This window comes from Yinghuangia sp. YIM S09857, from assembly GCF_051388915.1.
Lineage (GTDB): Bacteria > Actinomycetota > Actinomycetes > Streptomycetales > Streptomycetaceae > Yinghuangia.
In genome coordinates this window covers 39,753-55,109 of the sequence record NZ_JBPKBH010000026.1, presented here as the reverse complement: position 1 = coordinate 55,109, position 15,357 = coordinate 39,753, and the positions used below count along the sequence as shown (strand labels likewise).

12 protein-coding genes are annotated in these 15,357 nt (G+C 72.6%); 10 read left to right on the top strand and 2 right to left on the bottom strand.

The window, feature by feature from the left end; genetic code table 11:
• Window positions 1-63 precede the first annotated feature (63 nt).
• The 6 genes from ACRX5S_RS36235 (at window position 64) to ACRX5S_RS36210 (ending at window position 5,151) form a co-directional block, all read left to right on the top strand.
• The gene (locus ACRX5S_RS36235; RefSeq protein WP_436777487.1) at window positions 64-909 is read left to right on the top strand and encodes an ABC transporter ATP-binding protein; all 846 of its coding nucleotides are present in this window, start codon (window positions 64-66) and stop codon (window positions 907-909) included.
• The gene (locus ACRX5S_RS36230; RefSeq protein ID WP_436777486.1) at window positions 896-1,813 is read left to right on the top strand and encodes an ABC transporter permease; all 918 of its coding nucleotides are present in this window, start codon (window positions 896-898) and stop codon (window positions 1,811-1,813) included. Before ACRX5S_RS36235 ends, ACRX5S_RS36230 begins: the two co-directional genes overlap by 14 nt.
• Window positions 1,814-1,835: 22 nt before the next feature.
• A complete protein-coding gene (locus ACRX5S_RS36225) occupies window positions 1,836-2,597 on the top strand; it encodes a sirohydrochlorin chelatase (RefSeq protein ID WP_436777485.1) in 762 nt (253 codons plus the stop codon).
• 107 nt (window positions 2,598-2,704) lie between these two features.
• On the top strand, window positions 2,705-3,601 hold the full coding sequence (locus ACRX5S_RS36220; protein WP_436777484.1) for a phosphotransferase enzyme family protein: 897 nt from the start codon (window positions 2,705-2,707) through the stop codon (window positions 3,599-3,601).
• Between the two features lie 165 nt (window positions 3,602-3,766).
• The gene (locus ACRX5S_RS36215) at window positions 3,767-4,393 is read left to right on the top strand and encodes a LysE family translocator (RefSeq protein ID WP_436777483.1); all 627 of its coding nucleotides are present in this window, start codon (window positions 3,767-3,769) and stop codon (window positions 4,391-4,393) included.
• Between the two features lie 329 nt (window positions 4,394-4,722).
• Window positions 4,723-5,151 (top strand): winged helix-turn-helix domain-containing protein, encoded by a 429-nt coding sequence (locus tag ACRX5S_RS36210; protein WP_436777482.1) that lies wholly within the window; start codon window positions 4,723-4,725, stop codon window positions 5,149-5,151.
• A 129-nt stretch (window positions 5,152-5,280) separates the two neighbouring features.
• Here ACRX5S_RS36210 and ACRX5S_RS36205 read toward each other — a convergent pair whose 3' ends face one another.
• Window positions 5,281-6,822, bottom strand: a complete 1,542-nt coding sequence (locus ACRX5S_RS36205) for an SAV2148 family HEPN domain-containing protein (RefSeq protein WP_436777481.1) — start codon at window positions 6,820-6,822, stop codon at window positions 5,281-5,283.
• A 387-nt stretch (window positions 6,823-7,209) separates the two neighbouring features.
• Between ACRX5S_RS36205 and ACRX5S_RS36200 the strand changes: the two genes are divergently transcribed.
• Together ACRX5S_RS36200 and glgX are read left to right on the top strand one after the other, a co-directional pair.
• On the top strand, window positions 7,210-7,410 hold the full coding sequence (locus ACRX5S_RS36200) for a hypothetical protein (protein ID WP_436777480.1): 201 nt from the start codon (window positions 7,210-7,212) through the stop codon (window positions 7,408-7,410).
• A 189-nt stretch (window positions 7,411-7,599) separates the two neighbouring features.
• Window positions 7,600-9,735, top strand: a complete 2,136-nt coding sequence (gene glgX, locus ACRX5S_RS36195; protein ID WP_436777479.1) for a glycogen debranching protein GlgX — start codon at window positions 7,600-7,602, stop codon at window positions 9,733-9,735.
• A gap of 58 nt (window positions 9,736-9,793) precedes the next feature.
• Here the strand turns inward: glgX and ACRX5S_RS36190 are convergent, their stop codons facing one another.
• Complete coding sequence (locus tag ACRX5S_RS36190; protein ID WP_436777478.1) at window positions 9,794-10,909, bottom strand: hypothetical protein; 1,116 nt, start codon at window positions 10,907-10,909, stop codon at window positions 9,794-9,796.
• 203 nt (window positions 10,910-11,112) lie between these two features.
• Between ACRX5S_RS36190 and treY the strand changes: the two genes are divergently transcribed.
• Window positions 11,113-13,461, top strand: a complete 2,349-nt coding sequence (gene treY / locus ACRX5S_RS36185) for a malto-oligosyltrehalose synthase (protein ID WP_436777477.1) — start codon at window positions 11,113-11,115, stop codon at window positions 13,459-13,461.
• 73 nt (window positions 13,462-13,534) lie between these two features.
• Window positions 13,535-15,289, top strand: coding sequence for a malto-oligosyltrehalose trehalohydrolase (gene treZ, locus ACRX5S_RS36180; RefSeq protein ID WP_436777476.1), 1,755 nt, complete (start codon window positions 13,535-13,537; stop codon window positions 15,287-15,289).
• Window positions 15,290-15,357 lie beyond the last annotated feature (68 nt).

Sequence of the window (15,357 nt, the reverse complement as noted above, 5' to 3'; positions counted from 1 at the left end):
CCCCCCCCCCCCCCCCCGCACCCGGGTTCCGAACGGCGAATCCCACCGGGAAGGGTGGACGCGATGTCCCAGACAGTGCACGAGCAGCCGGTCACGGCCGCCTCCGACGCGCCCCGCGCGAACGGCACCGCGGGCACCGACGCCTACGCCGTCCGCCTCGACAAGGTCTCCAAGACCTTCGGCCGCGCGGACGGCCCTCCGGTCCTCGACGGCATCGACCTCACCGTGGCCCCCGGTGAGTTCGTATGCCTGCTGGGCGCCTCGGGCTGCGGCAAGTCCACACTGCTCAACCTGATCGCCGACCTGGACAAACCCACCTCGGGATCCATCGACGTCAACGGCGGGCGTCCCGCGCTGATGTTCCAGGAGCACGCGCTCTTCCCCTGGCTCAAGGCGGGCAAGAACGTCGAACTCGCCCTCAAGCTGCGGGGCGTGCCGCGCGACCGGCGGCGCGAGGAGGCGCAGAAGCTGCTCTCGCTGGTGCGCCTGGACACCGCGTACGACAAGCGTGTGCACGAGCTCTCCGGCGGCATGCGGCAGCGCGTCGCGCTCGCCCGCGCGTTGGCGCAGTCGGGGAACGTCCTGCTGATGGACGAGCCCTTCGCCGCGCTCGACGCCATCACGCGCGACGTGCTGCACGACGAGCTGACCCGCATCTGGGCGGCCGGGCAATCGGGCGACTCCGTCGCGGGGGGCCGCTCGATTGTGTTCGTGACGCACAACGTGCGCGAGGCGGTACGCCTGGCCCAGCGCGTCGTCCTGCTGTCCTCCCGCCCCGGGCGTATCGCCCGCGAGTGGACGATCGACATCCCGCAGCCGCGGCGCATCGAGTCGCCCGACGTGTCGGCGCTGTCGATCGAGATCACCGAAGAACTCCGAGGGGAGATCCGCCGCCATGGCAAGCACTGACCTGACGAAGTCGGTCGGGGAGGAAGCGCGCCCCGCCGGCGGGACCTCGGACGACGTCGCGGGACTGGAAGCGGGCCTCGACGCCCTGGAGACGTACCAGAAGGACCGCACGCCGCTCTGGCGCACCGCCCTCGGCAAAGTGGGCCCGCCGGTGCTGGCCATCGCGTTCCTGCTGCTGGTGTGGCAGATCGCCTACTGGGCCGAGGTCAAGCCCCGCTACGCGCTGCCCAGCCCCAAGGACGTCTGGGACGCCTTCATGGTGGAGTGGAGGGCCGGCGAGGTCCACTCCATCCTGTGGGTGAGCCTCGAACGCGCGTTCCTGGGCTTCCTCATGGCAATCGCGGTCGGTACGCCGCTCGGCCTGGTGGTCGCGCGCGTCAAGTGGATCCGGGCGGCCATCGGCCCGCTGCTGTCCGGCCTCCAGTCGCTGCCGTCGGTCGCCTGGGTGCCCCCGGCGGTCATCTGGTTCGGCCTGAACGACAGCGCCATCTACGCGGTCGTGCTGCTGGGCGCGGTCCCGTCGATCGCGAACGGGATCATCTCGGGCGTGGACCAGGTTCCGCCGCTGTTCATCAGGGCCGGCCGGGTGCTGGGCGCGACCGGCGCCCGGGGTGTGTGGCACGTGCTGCTGCCCGCCGCGCTGCCCGGCTACCTCGCCGGGCTCAAGCAGGGCTGGGCGTTCAGCTGGCGCTCGCTCATGGCCGCGGAACTCATCGCCGCTTCCCCCGAACTCGGCTATGGCCTCGGCCAGTTGATGGAGCAGGGCCGCGACCTGGGGGACATGCCGATGATGCTGACCGCGGTGTTCCTGATCCTGCTGGTCGGCATCGGGATCGAGCTACTGTTCTTCTCCCCGTTGGAAAAGCTCGTGCTGCGCCAGCGCGGGCTGCTGGTCGGCAAGTGACGAGACGAACGAGACGCATTCCATGACCCTCCGCACCTCCCCCTCCGCCACCCCGGCGCTGCTCGCGATCGCGCACGGCAGCCGGGACGCGCGCCACGCCGCGACCGTCGAGGCGCTGGTGGCACGCGCGCGGCGGGCGCGCCCGGGGGTGCGGGTGGAGGCCGCGTACCTGGACCACTGCGGTGCGCGGGTGCCGGAGGCGCTGGCCGGACTGGCGGCGGACGGGGTGCGCGAGGCGGTGGCGGTCCCGTTGCTGCTGTCGTCGGCGTACCACGCGAAGCACGACGTCCCGGCCATGCTCGCGGAGGGACGGCAACTGCGCCTCGACGTGCGCTCCGCCGCGCCGCTGGGCCCGCACCCGCTGCTGGTCGCGGCGATGGAGCGGCGGCTGCGGGAGGCCGGGGTGCGGCCGGGCGACAAGTCCTGCGGCGTGGTGCTCGCATCGGCGGGGTCGACGGACGCGCAGGCCAATGCCGCGCTCCACGACCTCGCGCGCAACTGGCGGCGCTCCGGTTGGGGTTCGGTGGTGACGGCGTACGCGTCCGCGGTGCGCCCGGAGGTGGCCGAGGCGGTACGCGGTCTCCGTCGCACCGGCTTCGCCCGCGTGGCGGTCGCCTCGTACATGCTCGCCCCGGGGCGCCTCCCGGACCGCATCGTCCGCCAGGCGCGGGAAGCCGGGGCCGACGTGGTGGCGGGCACGGTGGGAGACACCCCCGAGGCCGCCGCGCTCGCGCTGGCCCGCTACGACGAGGCGCTGCGGCCCGCCCTCGAACGCTCGGCGTAGTGCGTCGCCGGGCACGGATATTGCGGTGCGGTGACGGTCCTGGCCACTGAGCGCCGAGAAGCCGACACCGCGGTGGCCCAGGCCACGCACGGCAGTACCATCTTCCGGTGATCGACACTGCGGCGGTGGAGCGGACGGTTCTGGCGCGCGCCTGCAACACGGCCGGGATCGACCCGGGCGCGGCAGACACCGCCGAGTTGCTGGCCTACGGCGAGAACGCGGTCTTCGCGCTGCCCGGCGTCGGCGTGGTGGCTCGGATCGCGCGCGGGCCGCACATGCTGGAGCGTGCGCGGCGCGAGATGGCGGTGGCCCGCTGGCTCGCCGAGCAGGACTTTCCGACCGTGCGGCCGGCCGTCGAGGTGACCGCGGAGCCGCTGGTCGTCTCGGAGCGGCCGGTGACGTTCTGGGAGCTGCTGCCGCCGGCCGACCGGGAACCGGACGTACGCGATCTCGCGAAGCTGCTCAAGCGCCTGCACGCGCTGCCCGAGCCGCCGTTCGCGCTGCCGCCGCGGGAACCGCTCGCGCTCGTCGAGACCTGGCTCGACTCGGCGGACGCCGCGGTGCACCTGGACGACCGGCGGTTCCTGCTGTCCCGCCGGGACGAACTGGCCGAGGCCCACGCCCGCGTCGTGCCCGCGCTCCCGCCCGGTGTCATCCACGGCGACGCGCTGCTGCGGAACGTCGGCGTGCACGGCGACCGGGCGGTGCTGCTCGACCTCGAAAACGTGTCCCACGACCTGCGCGAACTCGACCTGATCCTGATCCCGATGGCGGCCGTGCGCTATGGCCTGCCGGACGGCGCCGCGGAGCGCTTCGCGAAGAAGTACGGCTTCGACGTGACGGAGTGGGGCGGGTACCCCGTACTGCGCGCGGTTCGCGAACTGGCCGCCACCGCCTGGGTGGCCCAGCACGTGCCGGGCAATCCCGCTGCGGAGGAGGAGTTCGAACACCGCGTGCGCTGCCTGCGCACAGGCGACACGGAATCACGCTGGCACGCGTTCTGAGTGGACGCGGGGCCCGGGCGTTCCGCGGTCGGCACTCGTCAGTCAGGGGGCACCGGGTGGGCCGCCGCAGGTGTGCCTCCGCCGGACGGCACCCGGCCGGGCATCCGGCCGGACGGCCGGAATTCTCGCTGGACAGCGGCTCACGGGCCGCATGAGCATGGGCGAATGCTGACCACCCTGATCGCCTTCTTCGGCGCCTGCGTCGTCGTCGCCGCGGCGCCTGGGCCGAGCACGATGCTGATCATCAAGGAATCGCTGCGCTCCCGGCGCGCCGGGTTCCTGACCGTGCTCGGCAACGAGACGGGCGTGTTCGTGTGGGGCGTGGTCGCGGCGTTCGGGCTGACCGCGCTGCTGGCCGCGTCGGAGGTGGCGTACGACGTCATGCGCATCGTCGGCGCGGGCGTGCTGATCCTGTTCGGCGTGCAGACGCTGCGGGCGGCGTGGCGGCGCGAGGGCGGTACGCAGGTGGACGACGACGAGGAGAAGGCGGCGCGTTCGGGCTGGGCGTCGTACCGCATGGGGCTGGTGGTCAACCTGGCGAACCCCAAGGCGGCGATCTTCGCGATGTCGTTCCTGCCGCAGTTCGTGCCGTCCGGGGCGCCGCAATTGCCGACGATGGTCGCGCTCGCGGCACTGTGGGCGGTGTTCGAGATCGGCTACTACGGGCTGTACGTGTGGTTCGTCGTCCGCATGAAGGGCGTCATCTCACGCGCGGGGGTGCGCAGGCGGCTGGAGCAGGTCTCCGGCGGTGTCCTCCTGCTGCTGGGCATCCGGATGGCCGCGGACGTGTGACGCCCGGCGCACCGGTCTCATCACTCGGACCGGCCGGTGCGCCGGCGGCAGTTGGTCGCCTAGGATGGCGTCCATGCACAGGAGGACCCTGACCCGGCGCCGCGCGGTGGACTTCTGCCGTGTGTGCAGCTGCGTGTGTCCGGCTTGCTGACGTTCCGTCAACGCTGAGCCGTCCGACTCCTCCTTCCTCCGCTTTCCGCCCGTCGCCGTGTCGAGGCGCGGGCTTCCGATCCACGCCGGGCCGACTGCCGTGCCGCGGGCGTACGCACGCCTCCGCGCGTGCCGCCGCGGCGCGTGCCCGCTCGGCGTACCCGAAGGGACACCGACCCATGACGCACGCACTCCCCGCCACCCGGTCCGCCTTCTCCGCCGCCGGGGCCCCGGCCGCCGCGGCCCCGGTGCTCGCGCTCCCCGCGCGCACACTGCACGTCGTCCCCGACCTCGCCGATCCGGCCGACACCGTGCTGGAGGACGACGGCCTCCATCTCGACTTGGCCGGGCGCACCGCCACCGTCGACGACCGCATCCTCCAGCTCACGTTCCTCGAATTCGGGCTGCTGGCCCACCTGTTGGGCAATCCGCGGCGCGTATTCACACGGCGCCAGCTCATGGACGCGGTGTGGGGCTACCCGGACTCAGGCGAGGGCCGGACCGTGGACGTGCACGTCGCGCGGCTGCGGCGCAAGGTCGGCGGGCGGCACAGGCGGCGGCTGTCCACGGTGCACCGGGTGGGCTACAAGTACCTTCCCGCAGTGTGACGTTCCGCTTCGCGGAACTGGCGAGGCGCCCGAACTCCGTTGCTGCGGCGGCCGGTTCGGGCGCCCCTCGGGCACTCCGGGAGGCCGGTCGCCGGTGCGGGCTGTGCGGGCGACGTCGGGCGGACGGCGTCACGCGGTGCGCTTGCCGGACTCCCACAGCTGCTCGAACTCCTCCTGGAACAAGGCAAACAGCCCGCGCCGGGGGTCGACAGCCTCGTTCCCCGAGCGCAGCACGAACGACGGCGACTCGACGCCGCGCGAGCGCCGCAGGTAGGGCTGCACGACGGCGGCGTCCCCGTCGACGAGGTACGAGTTGAAGCGCGGCGTCTCCTCGTACAGCCGGATCTCGATGCGGCCCGGCTCGGCGAGCTTCGCGCGGATCTTGCGGGTGTGCAGGATGTTGAGGGTGGTCAGCCGCGACAGTATGCCGCGCTTGACGCCCTCGTCCTTCTCGCGCTGCCGCATGGCGTCGCCCGCGGGGTTGAGGAACAGCAGCCGCATGCGGCATCCGGCCGCGGCCAGCCGGTGCAGTTCGCGGCCCGAGTAGTTCTGGCACAGCAGGTTGAGAGAGACTCCCATGGCGTCGATCGCGGTGGCCTCGCCGACCAGGTCGGCGAAGGGCAACTTCCTTTGCAGCGACGACCGGTCGGGGAAGACCGCGACCATGTCCCCGTAGCGGCCGGAGAAAAGCTCCTCGACGGCGTCGAGCGCGAGGCGTTCGCCCGCGTGGCGGCCGAGGCGGCCGTCGAGTTCGCCGAGGACGCGGGTGCAGGCACGCTCGACCTGGCGCAGCACGTCCGGCGACAGGACGCGGTTGCGCGCCACGATGTGGCGGCCGATCTCCACTTCCTCCAGGGCCCGTTCGAGCGAGCGGCGGTCGGAGAGGTAGGGCGCGAAGCACCACCAGTTGCGCACCAGCAGTTCGCGCAGCTGCGGCAGCGTCAGGAAGGCCACGAGGTCGTCGTCGGCCGGGTCCACGATGTAGCCGCGGCGGCGGCTCATCTCGCGTACCGCCTCGGCGCGTTCGACCCATTCGCTCTGCGTGGGGCCGGCCGCGGCCACGACCCAGGCGCCGTCGTCGTGGGCCGTGCTCTCGACGGTCCCGTAGACAGGTTGCAGGACTTCGCGGACGACCGCGCGCAGGCGTTGTTCGACGAGGTTGAGGTAGACGTACGCCCGACCCGCGCGGCGGGCCCGCATGAGCGCGTCGCTCCAGTCGTCCTCGGCCCACGACAGGTCGCCGGGGTCTGCCGGGTCGGGAGTGGTCGGGCCAGGGCCCTCGGGCGGCGGCGGGCCGCTGCCGTCCAGCAGCGGGAGGTGGCCGTCGTCCGCCGCGCTGCGCGGCGACGGGAAGGGGACGCGCGAGCCGTTGCCCTGGCCGGGACGGCTGCCGCCGGGATCTCCGGCGCCGCCGCTCATCGCGGTGCCGGGGCCGAGGTCGACCGCCCGGGCCGTGCGGCCGCCGCTCGGCCGGCCCGGGCCGCCGGGGGTTCCCGGGCCGGTGTCGCCGGGGGTGGCGGCATCCTCGGCGCCGCCGGGCACGGGGTCCTCGGGCGCCGTCGGGTCCGGCAGGTCGTCCGCCGGTCCGTGCGGCCGGTCCGCTCCCTCCCGCCCGGAGTCCGGCAGGTCGTCCGGCTCCGGGGCAGGCGGGTTCGGGCCCAGGTCGGTCATCAGCGTCCCCAATCGCATGGTCGGGCCGGACCGCCCGCCGCGTCGCGCCCGAGCCGGCGCGGACCTCGCGGCAGGCGATCACCCGGAACCGGTCGAGCGTACTTCAGGCGCACGGGCCGACCCGCCGTATACGCGCGTCAACGGTACGCGCAGTTACGGCAGTCCGGGTTGCGCCCAGTGGACTTAATCCGCGCGACACGGCCTTGCCATGGCGTATCAAAACGATGATTGTTGGTCTCTCTCGGCAATCATTGCCAGCAGTCCACCGACCGGCAGGGAGCCGGTGAGGGTGCTCCCTCAACTCGCGGCTCCGGCACGCCCGGACAGAACCGGGGACGCCCTCCGTGCGTATGTAAGTTCAGGAAACCGTGGCACCAGGAGGTCGCCATGATCGCCACACCCAGCGGGACTGCCCACAAGACGGGCATCGACGAAGAGTTCGACAGGTACCGGCACGTCGTCGCCGAGATCTTCGACTGCCACCACCGCACCACCGACCCGGCCGGCGGCCCGGACACCTGCACCTGCGGCTCGGCCTGGCCGTGCCCGCAGGAGATGCTCGCCGCCGAACTGCTCGACTGGATCTGACAAACCGTCCGACCGGGGCCGGGAGCCCTCCGCAGCCACCCATCCGGGGGAATGGCCGCCCGCCATGCGCGCGTCGACCGGGCAAGGTAGGCGAGGATGCCTTTTGCCCGCGCTCGCGCGGCGGTGGTCCACCCGCCCCCGGTCCACCGACGTCCGCCGAGCCCTCCGACTCGACACGACAGGTTCCCCATGCAGGTCTGGCCTGGACGCTCGTATCCGCTGGGCGCCACCTACGACGGCGCCGGCACGAACTTCGCGGTCTTCTCGGAGGCCGCCGAGCGCGTGTGGTTGTGCCTGATCGACGAGGACGGCTCGGAGAGCCGGGTCGAGCTGCGCGAGGCCGACGCCTTCGTGCGGCACGCGTACCTGCCCGGCGTGCAGCCCGGGCAGCGGTACGGCTACCGCGTCGAGGGCCCCTTCTCACCGGTCGACGGCAACCGCTGCAACCCGCACAAGTTCCTGCTGGACCCGTACGCCAAGGCGATGTCGGGCGAGGTGAAGTGGCACGAGGCGGTGTACGGCTACTCGTTCGACCACCCCGACCTGCCCAACGAGGGCGACTCCGGCCCGTACATGATGACCTCGGTCGTGGTGAACCCCTACTTCGACTGGGGCAACGACCGGCCGCCGCGCATCGAGTACCACGACACGGTGATCTACGAGGCGCACGTCAAGGGCCTCACGCAGCTCCACCCGGGGCTGCCGGAGGAGATCCGCGGGACGTACGCGGCGCTGGGCCATCCGGTGATCATCGACCACCTGCGCGACCTCGGGGTGACCGCGATCGAGCTGATGCCGGTGCACCAGTTCGTGCACGACCACCGGCTCACCCGCCTGGGCATGCGCAACTACTGGGGCTACAACACGATCGGCTTCTTCGCGCCGCACAACGCGTACTCCTCGACGGGGGAGCGCGGACAGCAGGTGCAGGAGTTCCGGTCGATGGTCAAGGCCCTGCACGCGGCCGGCATCGAGGTCATCCTCGACGTGGTCTACAACCACACGGCCGAGGGCAACCACCTGGGGCCGACGCTGTCCTTCCGGGGCCTGGACAACCAGTCGTACTACCGGCTCGCCGACGACAAGCGGTACTACCTCGACACCACGGGCACCGGGAACTCACTGCTGATGCGCAGCCCGCACGTGCTGCAACTCATCATGGACTCGCTGCGGTACTGGGTCACCGACATGCACGTCGACGGCTTCCGCTTCGACCTGGCCGCCACTCTCGCGCGGCAGTTCCACGAGGTGGACCGGCTGTCGTCCTTCTTCGACGTGGTGCAGCAGGACCCGGTCGTTTCGCAGGTCAAGCTGATCGCCGAGCCGTGGGACCTGGGCGAGGGCGGCTACCAGATCGGCAACTTCCCGCCGCTGTGGACCGAGTGGAACGGCAAGTACCGCGACACGGTGCGGGACTTCTGGCGGGGCGAGGAGCGTACGCTCGCCGAGCTGGGCTCGCGGCTGACCGGCTCGTCCGACCTGTACCAGGACGACGGGCGCCGGCCGATCGCCTCCATCAACTTCGTGACCTGCCACGACGGCTTCACGATGCGCGACCTGGTGTCGTACAACGACAAGCACAACGAGGCCAACGCCGAGGACAACCGGGACGGCGAGAGCTACAACCGGTCGTGGAACTGCGGTGCCGAGGGCGACACCGACGACGCGGCGGTGCTGACGCTGCGCGCCCGGCAGCAGCGCAACATGATGGCCACGCTGCTGCTGTCGCAGGGCGTGCCGATGATCTCGCACGGCGACGAGTTCGGGCGCTCGCAGGGCGGCAACAACAACGCCTACTGCCAGGACAGCGAGCTGGCGTGGGTGCACTGGCCGGACAAGGGCGCGCAGGAGGAGCAGCCGGGCGACCTGCACGAGTTCACCCGGATGCTGACCCGGCTGCGGCACCGGCACCCGGTCTTCCGGCGCCGCCGGTTCTTCCACGGGCGCCCGGTGCAGGGCACGCACGACGACCTCTCGGACATCGCGTGGTTCACCCCTTCGGGTGATGAGATGACGGACGCCGACTGGCGCGAGGCGACCGCCAAGTCGCTGGCGGTCTTCCTGAACGGCCAGGCGATCAGCGAGCCGGACCCGCGCGGCCAGCCGATCTCCGACGACTCGTTCCTGCTGCTGCTGAACGCGTCGCACGAGGACCTGTCGTTCCACATCCCGCTCAACCACGGGACGGAGTGGCGGGTCCTCATCGACACCGCCGACGCGGGCTGCGCGCAGCGCGACCCCAAGGACCTGCCGACCGTGCGCGCGGGTGAGCAGTGGCCCGTCCCGGCGCGCGCGATGGCGGTGTTGCAGCGCCCCAAGTCCTGAAGCCCGAACCGCGCTCCCCCGGTCGGTCTCCGACCGGGGGTCGAGGCCGCCTGCCGGGCTACTTCGCGCCGTCGAGGATCTCCCGGAAGCCGTACTGCGTGTGCGGGCCGAAGATGATCTGCTCCAGGAATCCGACGCCCTCACGGTCACCGATCCGGGCCTTGACGATGTGGTGCACGTGCTGGGCGGTCGGGTCGCGCGGGTCGGCCTCGTCCAGCTTCCAGGTCTCGCGGCCGACCGTGCCCTCGCCCTTCCACCCGCCGTGCGCCCATTCGGGTGACGTGTAGCCCAGGCCCTTCATCATGATGTGGCGCAGCGGCTCCAGCTCCATGGTCTGGGTGGTGCCGTCGGGCATCCGTACGTCGAACTCGGCGTGCGTGACGCGGCGCGTGCCGGGCGCGAACGTCAGCCGGTCGCCGAGCGGTTCGGCACGGACCACGTCGCCGTGCCCGACCACCTGCGGCACCGGGTCGACGACGGGGATCACGAACGCGTCGCCGCGCCACATCTCCCCGCCGGGCCGCTGGAAGTAGCCGAGCGTGCGGCAGGAGTCCTCGAAGTGGACCGGGGCCCAGAGCCAGGCGTTGGGCGCGCTGGGGGCGGGCTTGCCCTGCGGCTGCTGCCCGACCGGGCGCACGCCCCACGAGCGGTCTCGTACGCCGATCACGTCCTCATGCGCCAGCTCTGTCGTCTCGCCGTCGACCGTGACCTGCCCGGCCCAGGTGCCGAACTGGAGGAACCGGCACATGTCGACCATGACGCGCCCCACCCCGTCGTGCATGACGGTGTGGTCCTCCTCCAGCGCCCCGACGCGCGCCCGCCACTCCAGGTCGGCGGTGATGCCGGTCTCGTTGTCGGCGACGGTTATCGACAGCCGACGCATCGGCTCGACCACGCGCAGCCGGAAGGGCCCGACCGAGGTCGCCCCGGGATCGGCGGGCGCGCTGCCGGACACGTGGAGCGCGTCCTGGACCCCGCCGCGCGAGATGGAGAGGTGTGCGTCGGCCACCCCCAGATTCGCGTACCGCCCGAACGCGGCCTCGACCATGAACCGCCCGCCGCGCTCCCCCGCGCCGAACCAGTAGCGCCCATAAGCGTTGCGGTCACTCGTCCCCGGAACCGCCACGGGCAGCGGCGTCTGGTGGACGGGGTAGTCGTCGAAGCTGGTGAGCACGGCAGAACCTCCGGTCCTCGGCACGGAACACCGAGATTGTTAACCGAGGCAATCAAAAAGACCAGGCTCAGAGCGGCCTGGCGGTCGCCGGGTTCTCGGCCGGCCCCGGCGAATCGACCGGATCGCCGCGGGTGATGCGGGGCATAGTCAGGCAGATGGGCTAATGCGGCGTGTCGTTGCCGGGGTCGGGGCACTCGGTCTGCATGACGCCTCCTGTGGTCCCCACCGGGACGTACCGCCTCCAGCTCCAGCCGGGGTTCGGCTTCGCCGAGGCCGCCGCCGCCGTGCCGTATCTGGCCTCGTTGGGGGTGTCGCACCTGTATCTGTCGCCGATCCTGCGCGCGGTGCCCGGGTCGGGGCACGGGTACGACGTGATCGACCACGGGCAGGTCTCGCCCGAGCTCGGCGGCGAGGCGGGCTTCCGGGAGCTGGCCGCCGCGGCGCGGGGCCACGGGCTCGGGATCGTGGTCGACATCGTGCCCAACCACATGGCGGTCCCCGCGCCCGAGTCGCTGAACCGGCAGTTCTGGTCGGTGCTGGAGCGCGGCCGGGAGTCGGCGTACGCCGCATGGTTCGACATCGACTGGGACGCGGGAGGCGGACGCATACTGCTGCCCGTCCTCGGTGCCCCGCTCGACCGGGCCCTGGGCGACATAAGGGTGGAGGACGGGGTGGTGCGCTACCACGAGCACGCCTTCCCGCTCCGGCACGGCACCGCGGACCTGCCGCTGCGCGAGGCGCTGGACGCGCAGCACTACCGGCTCGCCGACTGGCACGAGGGCGACCTGCGCGGGAACTACCGGCGCTTCTTCACCATCACCTCGCTGATAGGGCTGCGCCAGGAGGACGAGGCGGTCTTCGCCGCCACGCACGCGGTGATCCTGCGCCTGGTCCGCGAGGGGCTGGTGCAGGGGCTGCGCGTCGACCACCCCGACGGGCTCGCCGATCCGCGCGGCTATCTGCGCCGGCTGCGCGCGGCGACCTCGTCCGACACCTGGATCGTCGTCGAGAAGATCCTGAACGGCGAGGAGCGGCTGCCGGAGGACTGGGACTGCGCGGGCACCACGGGGTACGACGCGCTGCGCCGGGTCGACGGGGTGTTCATCGATCCGGGCGGCGCGGAGGCGCTGCGCGCGCTGCACCACGACATGACCGGGGCCTCGGACCCCGGCTTCGCGCCGGTGGCCCGGGCCGGGAAGCTGGAGGTGCTGCGGACCGGCCTCGCCACCGAAGTGGCACGGCTGGAAAGGGTGTTGGAGCACATCGGGGTACGCGACCCGGACCGCGGTGACGCGCTGCGGGAGTTGCTGGCGTCGCTGCCGGTCTACCGGCCCTACGTGGTCGCCGGGGAGCCCGCGGGTGCGGAGGCCGCGAGCGTGGTCGGCGAGGCGCTGACCGGCGTGCCCGGTCGGCTCGCGGCTACCGCGCGGCGGATCGCGGACGCGGCGCTCGGGCACGACGCGGAGTTCGCCGTACGGTTCGCCCAGGTGGCCTCGGCGGTGGCCGCGAAGGGGGTCGAGGACCGCGCGTTCTACCGCTGGTACGAGCTGAGTTCGCGCAACGAGGTGGGCGGCGAGCCGGACGCGCCGGGCCTGGCGCCCGAGGAGTTCCACGCCTACGCACGGTCGATGCACGCCACATGGCCGGACACCATGACCGCGCTGTCGACGCACGACACCAAGCGGAGCGAGGATGCGCGGGCCCGCATCGCGGTGCTGGCGGAGATCCCCGACGAGTGGGCGGCGGCGGTGCGCGGGTGGGAGAAGGCCGCGCAGCGCCACCGGCCGGGCCCCGGGCCGGACCGGTACGACGCGTACCTGTTCTGGCAGACGCTGGTCGGCGCCTGGCCGATCGGACCCGATCGGATGAAGGCGTACCTGCGCAAGGCGATGCGCGAGGCGGACCGCTCGACCTCCTGGACGAGCCCCGACACGCCGTACGAGCAGGCGACGGACGCATTTCTGGAGGCCGTGCTGAACGACCGCGAACTTCTGGCTTCCGTACAGGAGTTCGTCGAACGTCTGGCTGAACCCGCCCGCACGGTCGCGCTGGGGGCGAAACTGGTTCAACTGGCGATGCCGGGGGTGCCGGACGTGTACCAGGGAGGTGAGGCGGTCTTGCGGACGCTCGTGGATCCGGACAACCGCGCGCCGGTGGACTTCGGCGCGGCGGCGGCGCGGCTGGACCGCCTGGACACCGGCGGTGCGCCGCGTGGCCTCGACGACGAGAAGGTGCTCGTGACCGCGGCGGTGCTGCGGTGGCGGCGCGGTGATCCGGCGGCGTTCGGTCGCGACGGCGAGTACGCGGCGGTGCACGTGCGCGGCGAGGCGGCCCCGCACGTGCTGGGCATGCGCCGCGGTTCCGCGGTCGCGCTGGCGACGAGGCTCCCGGTCGGCCTCGCGGCGCGCGGCGGCTGGGGTGACACGCGCCTGGACCTGTGGGGTGGCTCGTGGACGGACCTGCTGACCGGGCGCGGGACGGCACGCGACGCGCCGCTGACCGAGGTGTTCGCACACCTTCCGGTGGCGCTACTGGAGGACGGGGCACGTTGACTCTTCGGACCACGGCATTACGCGTCGGGGAAGCGGGACTTCGACTCGACAACACGGGCGGGGGTGACGGGCGATGACGCAGTTCTCGGTGTGGGCGCCGGCCGCGTCCACGGTGGAGCTGGTCGCGGGCGGTTCCCGGCGGGCGATGCGGCATGGGGGCGAGCCGGGGTGGTGGCGTATCGACGTCCCGGCGCTCAAACACGGCGACGACTACTCCTTCTCCCTCGACGGCGGCCAGGCGCTGCCGGACCCGCGCTCGGTGTGGCAGCCGGGCGGGCCCGACGAGCCGTCGCGGGTCTACGAGCACGACCGGTTCGTGTGGACCGACGACGGCTGGCGAGGCCGGGCGCTGCCGGGCGGAGTCGTCTACGAGCTGCACATCGGCACGTTCACCGACGCGGGGACCTTCGACGCGGCGGTGGAACGCCTGGGCCATCTGGTCGACCTGGGCGTCACCCACGTCGAGGTCATGCCGGTCGCCGCGTTCCCGGGGCGGCACGGGTGGGGCTACGACGGCGTGTGCCTGTGGGCGGCGCACGAGCCGTACGGCGGGCCCGACGGGCTGAAACGCTTCGTCGACGCCGCCCACGCGCACGGCCTCGCGGTGGTCCTCGACGTCGTGCACAACCACCTCGGCCCGTCCGGCAACTACTTGCCGCGTTTCGGCCCGTACTTCACCGACCGCTACCACACGCCGTGGGGCAGCGCGGTCAACCTGGACGGCCCTGGGTCGGACGAGGTACGCGCGTTCCTGCGCACGAGCGCGCTCGCCTGGCTGCGCGACTTCCACATCGACGGCCTTCGCCTGGACGCCGTGCACGAGTTGGAGGACCGGCGCGCCGTACCGTTCCTGGAGGAACTGTCCGACGCCGTCGACCGGTTGGGGGTCGCGCTCGGCAAACCGCTGTTCCTGGTCGCCGAATCGGACCTCAACGACCCCCGGGTGGTCACACCCCGCGAGAACGGCGGGCTGGGGATCCACGCCCAGTGGAGCGACGACTTCCACCACGCGCTGCACGCCCTGCTGACCGGCGAACGCCAGGGCTACTACGCCGACTTCGGGTCGATGGGCACGCTCGCCAAGACGCTGCGCCGGGTGTGGCTGCACGACGGCGGCTGGTCCTCGTTCCGGGGGCGCGGCCACGGTCGTCCCGTCGACCCGTCGCGCATGCCCGGGCACCGTTTCATGGGGTACCTCCAGGACCACGACCAGGTCGGCAACAGGGCCGTGGGCGACCGTATTTCCGCGCTGCTGCCGCCGGGGCTGTCGGCCGCCGCAGCTGCGCTGCTGCTGACGTCCCCCTTCACGCCGATGCTGTTCATGGGCGAGGAGTGGGGCGCGTCCACGCCGTGGCAGTACTTCACCGACCACACCGACCCGCTGCTCGCCGAGGCGGTGCGCCGGGGCCGCCGGGCCGAGTTCGCGGCGCACGGGTGGGACGCCGGGCAGGTGCCCGACCCGCAGTCGCCGGACACGGTGCGCGCCTCGCGGCTCGACTGGTCCGAGCCCTACCGCGAGCCGCACGCCGCGCTGCTGGCGTGGTACCGCGAGCTGATGCGGCTGCGCCGCACGCACGCGGAGCTCGCGGACCCCGACCTGCGGGCCGTGCACCTGACGTACGACGAGGCGGCGGGCTGGATGATGCTGCACCGCGGCGCGTTCCGGACCGCGGTGAACCTGGCGGAGGAGGAGGCGACGCTGCCGGTGGGCACCGGCGGCGCCGAGGTGGTCGCGGCGTGGGACCGGGCGCGGGTCGAACGCGGCCTGGCCGGCACGACGCTGACCCTCGCCCCGCGCTCCGCCGCGGTGGTGCGGTTGACCGGCTGATGCCCGTGGCGCGGCACCCGCGGGGCGACCGGCCGGGTACTACCGGGCCATGGAGCGACCGGCCGTGG

Coding starts and splice junctions, on each gene's coding strand:
- ACRX5S_RS36215 (WP_436777483.1), top strand. CDS start 3,767: ATGCTGACCACCCTGATCGCCTTCTTCGGCGCCTGCGTCGTCGTCGCC.
- glgX (WP_436777479.1), top strand. CDS start 7,600: ATGCAGGTCTGGCCTGGACGCTCGTATCCGCTGGGCGCCACCTACGAC.
- ACRX5S_RS36205 (WP_436777481.1), bottom strand. CDS start 6,822: ATGACCGACCTGGGCCCGAACCCGCCTGCCCCGGAGCCGGACGACCTG.
- ACRX5S_RS36230 (WP_436777486.1), top strand. CDS start 896: ATGGCAAGCACTGACCTGACGAAGTCGGTCGGGGAGGAAGCGCGCCCC.
- treY (WP_436777477.1), top strand. CDS start 11,113: ATGACGCCTCCTGTGGTCCCCACCGGGACGTACCGCCTCCAGCTCCAG.
- ACRX5S_RS36235 (WP_436777487.1), top strand. CDS start 64: ATGTCCCAGACAGTGCACGAGCAGCCGGTCACGGCCGCCTCCGACGCG.
- treZ (WP_436777476.1), top strand. CDS start 13,535: ATGACGCAGTTCTCGGTGTGGGCGCCGGCCGCGTCCACGGTGGAGCTG.
- ACRX5S_RS36210 (WP_436777482.1), top strand. CDS start 4,723: ATGACGCACGCACTCCCCGCCACCCGGTCCGCCTTCTCCGCCGCCGGG.
- ACRX5S_RS36225 (WP_436777485.1), top strand. CDS start 1,836: ATGACCCTCCGCACCTCCCCCTCCGCCACCCCGGCGCTGCTCGCGATC.
- ACRX5S_RS36200 (WP_436777480.1), top strand. CDS start 7,210: ATGATCGCCACACCCAGCGGGACTGCCCACAAGACGGGCATCGACGAA.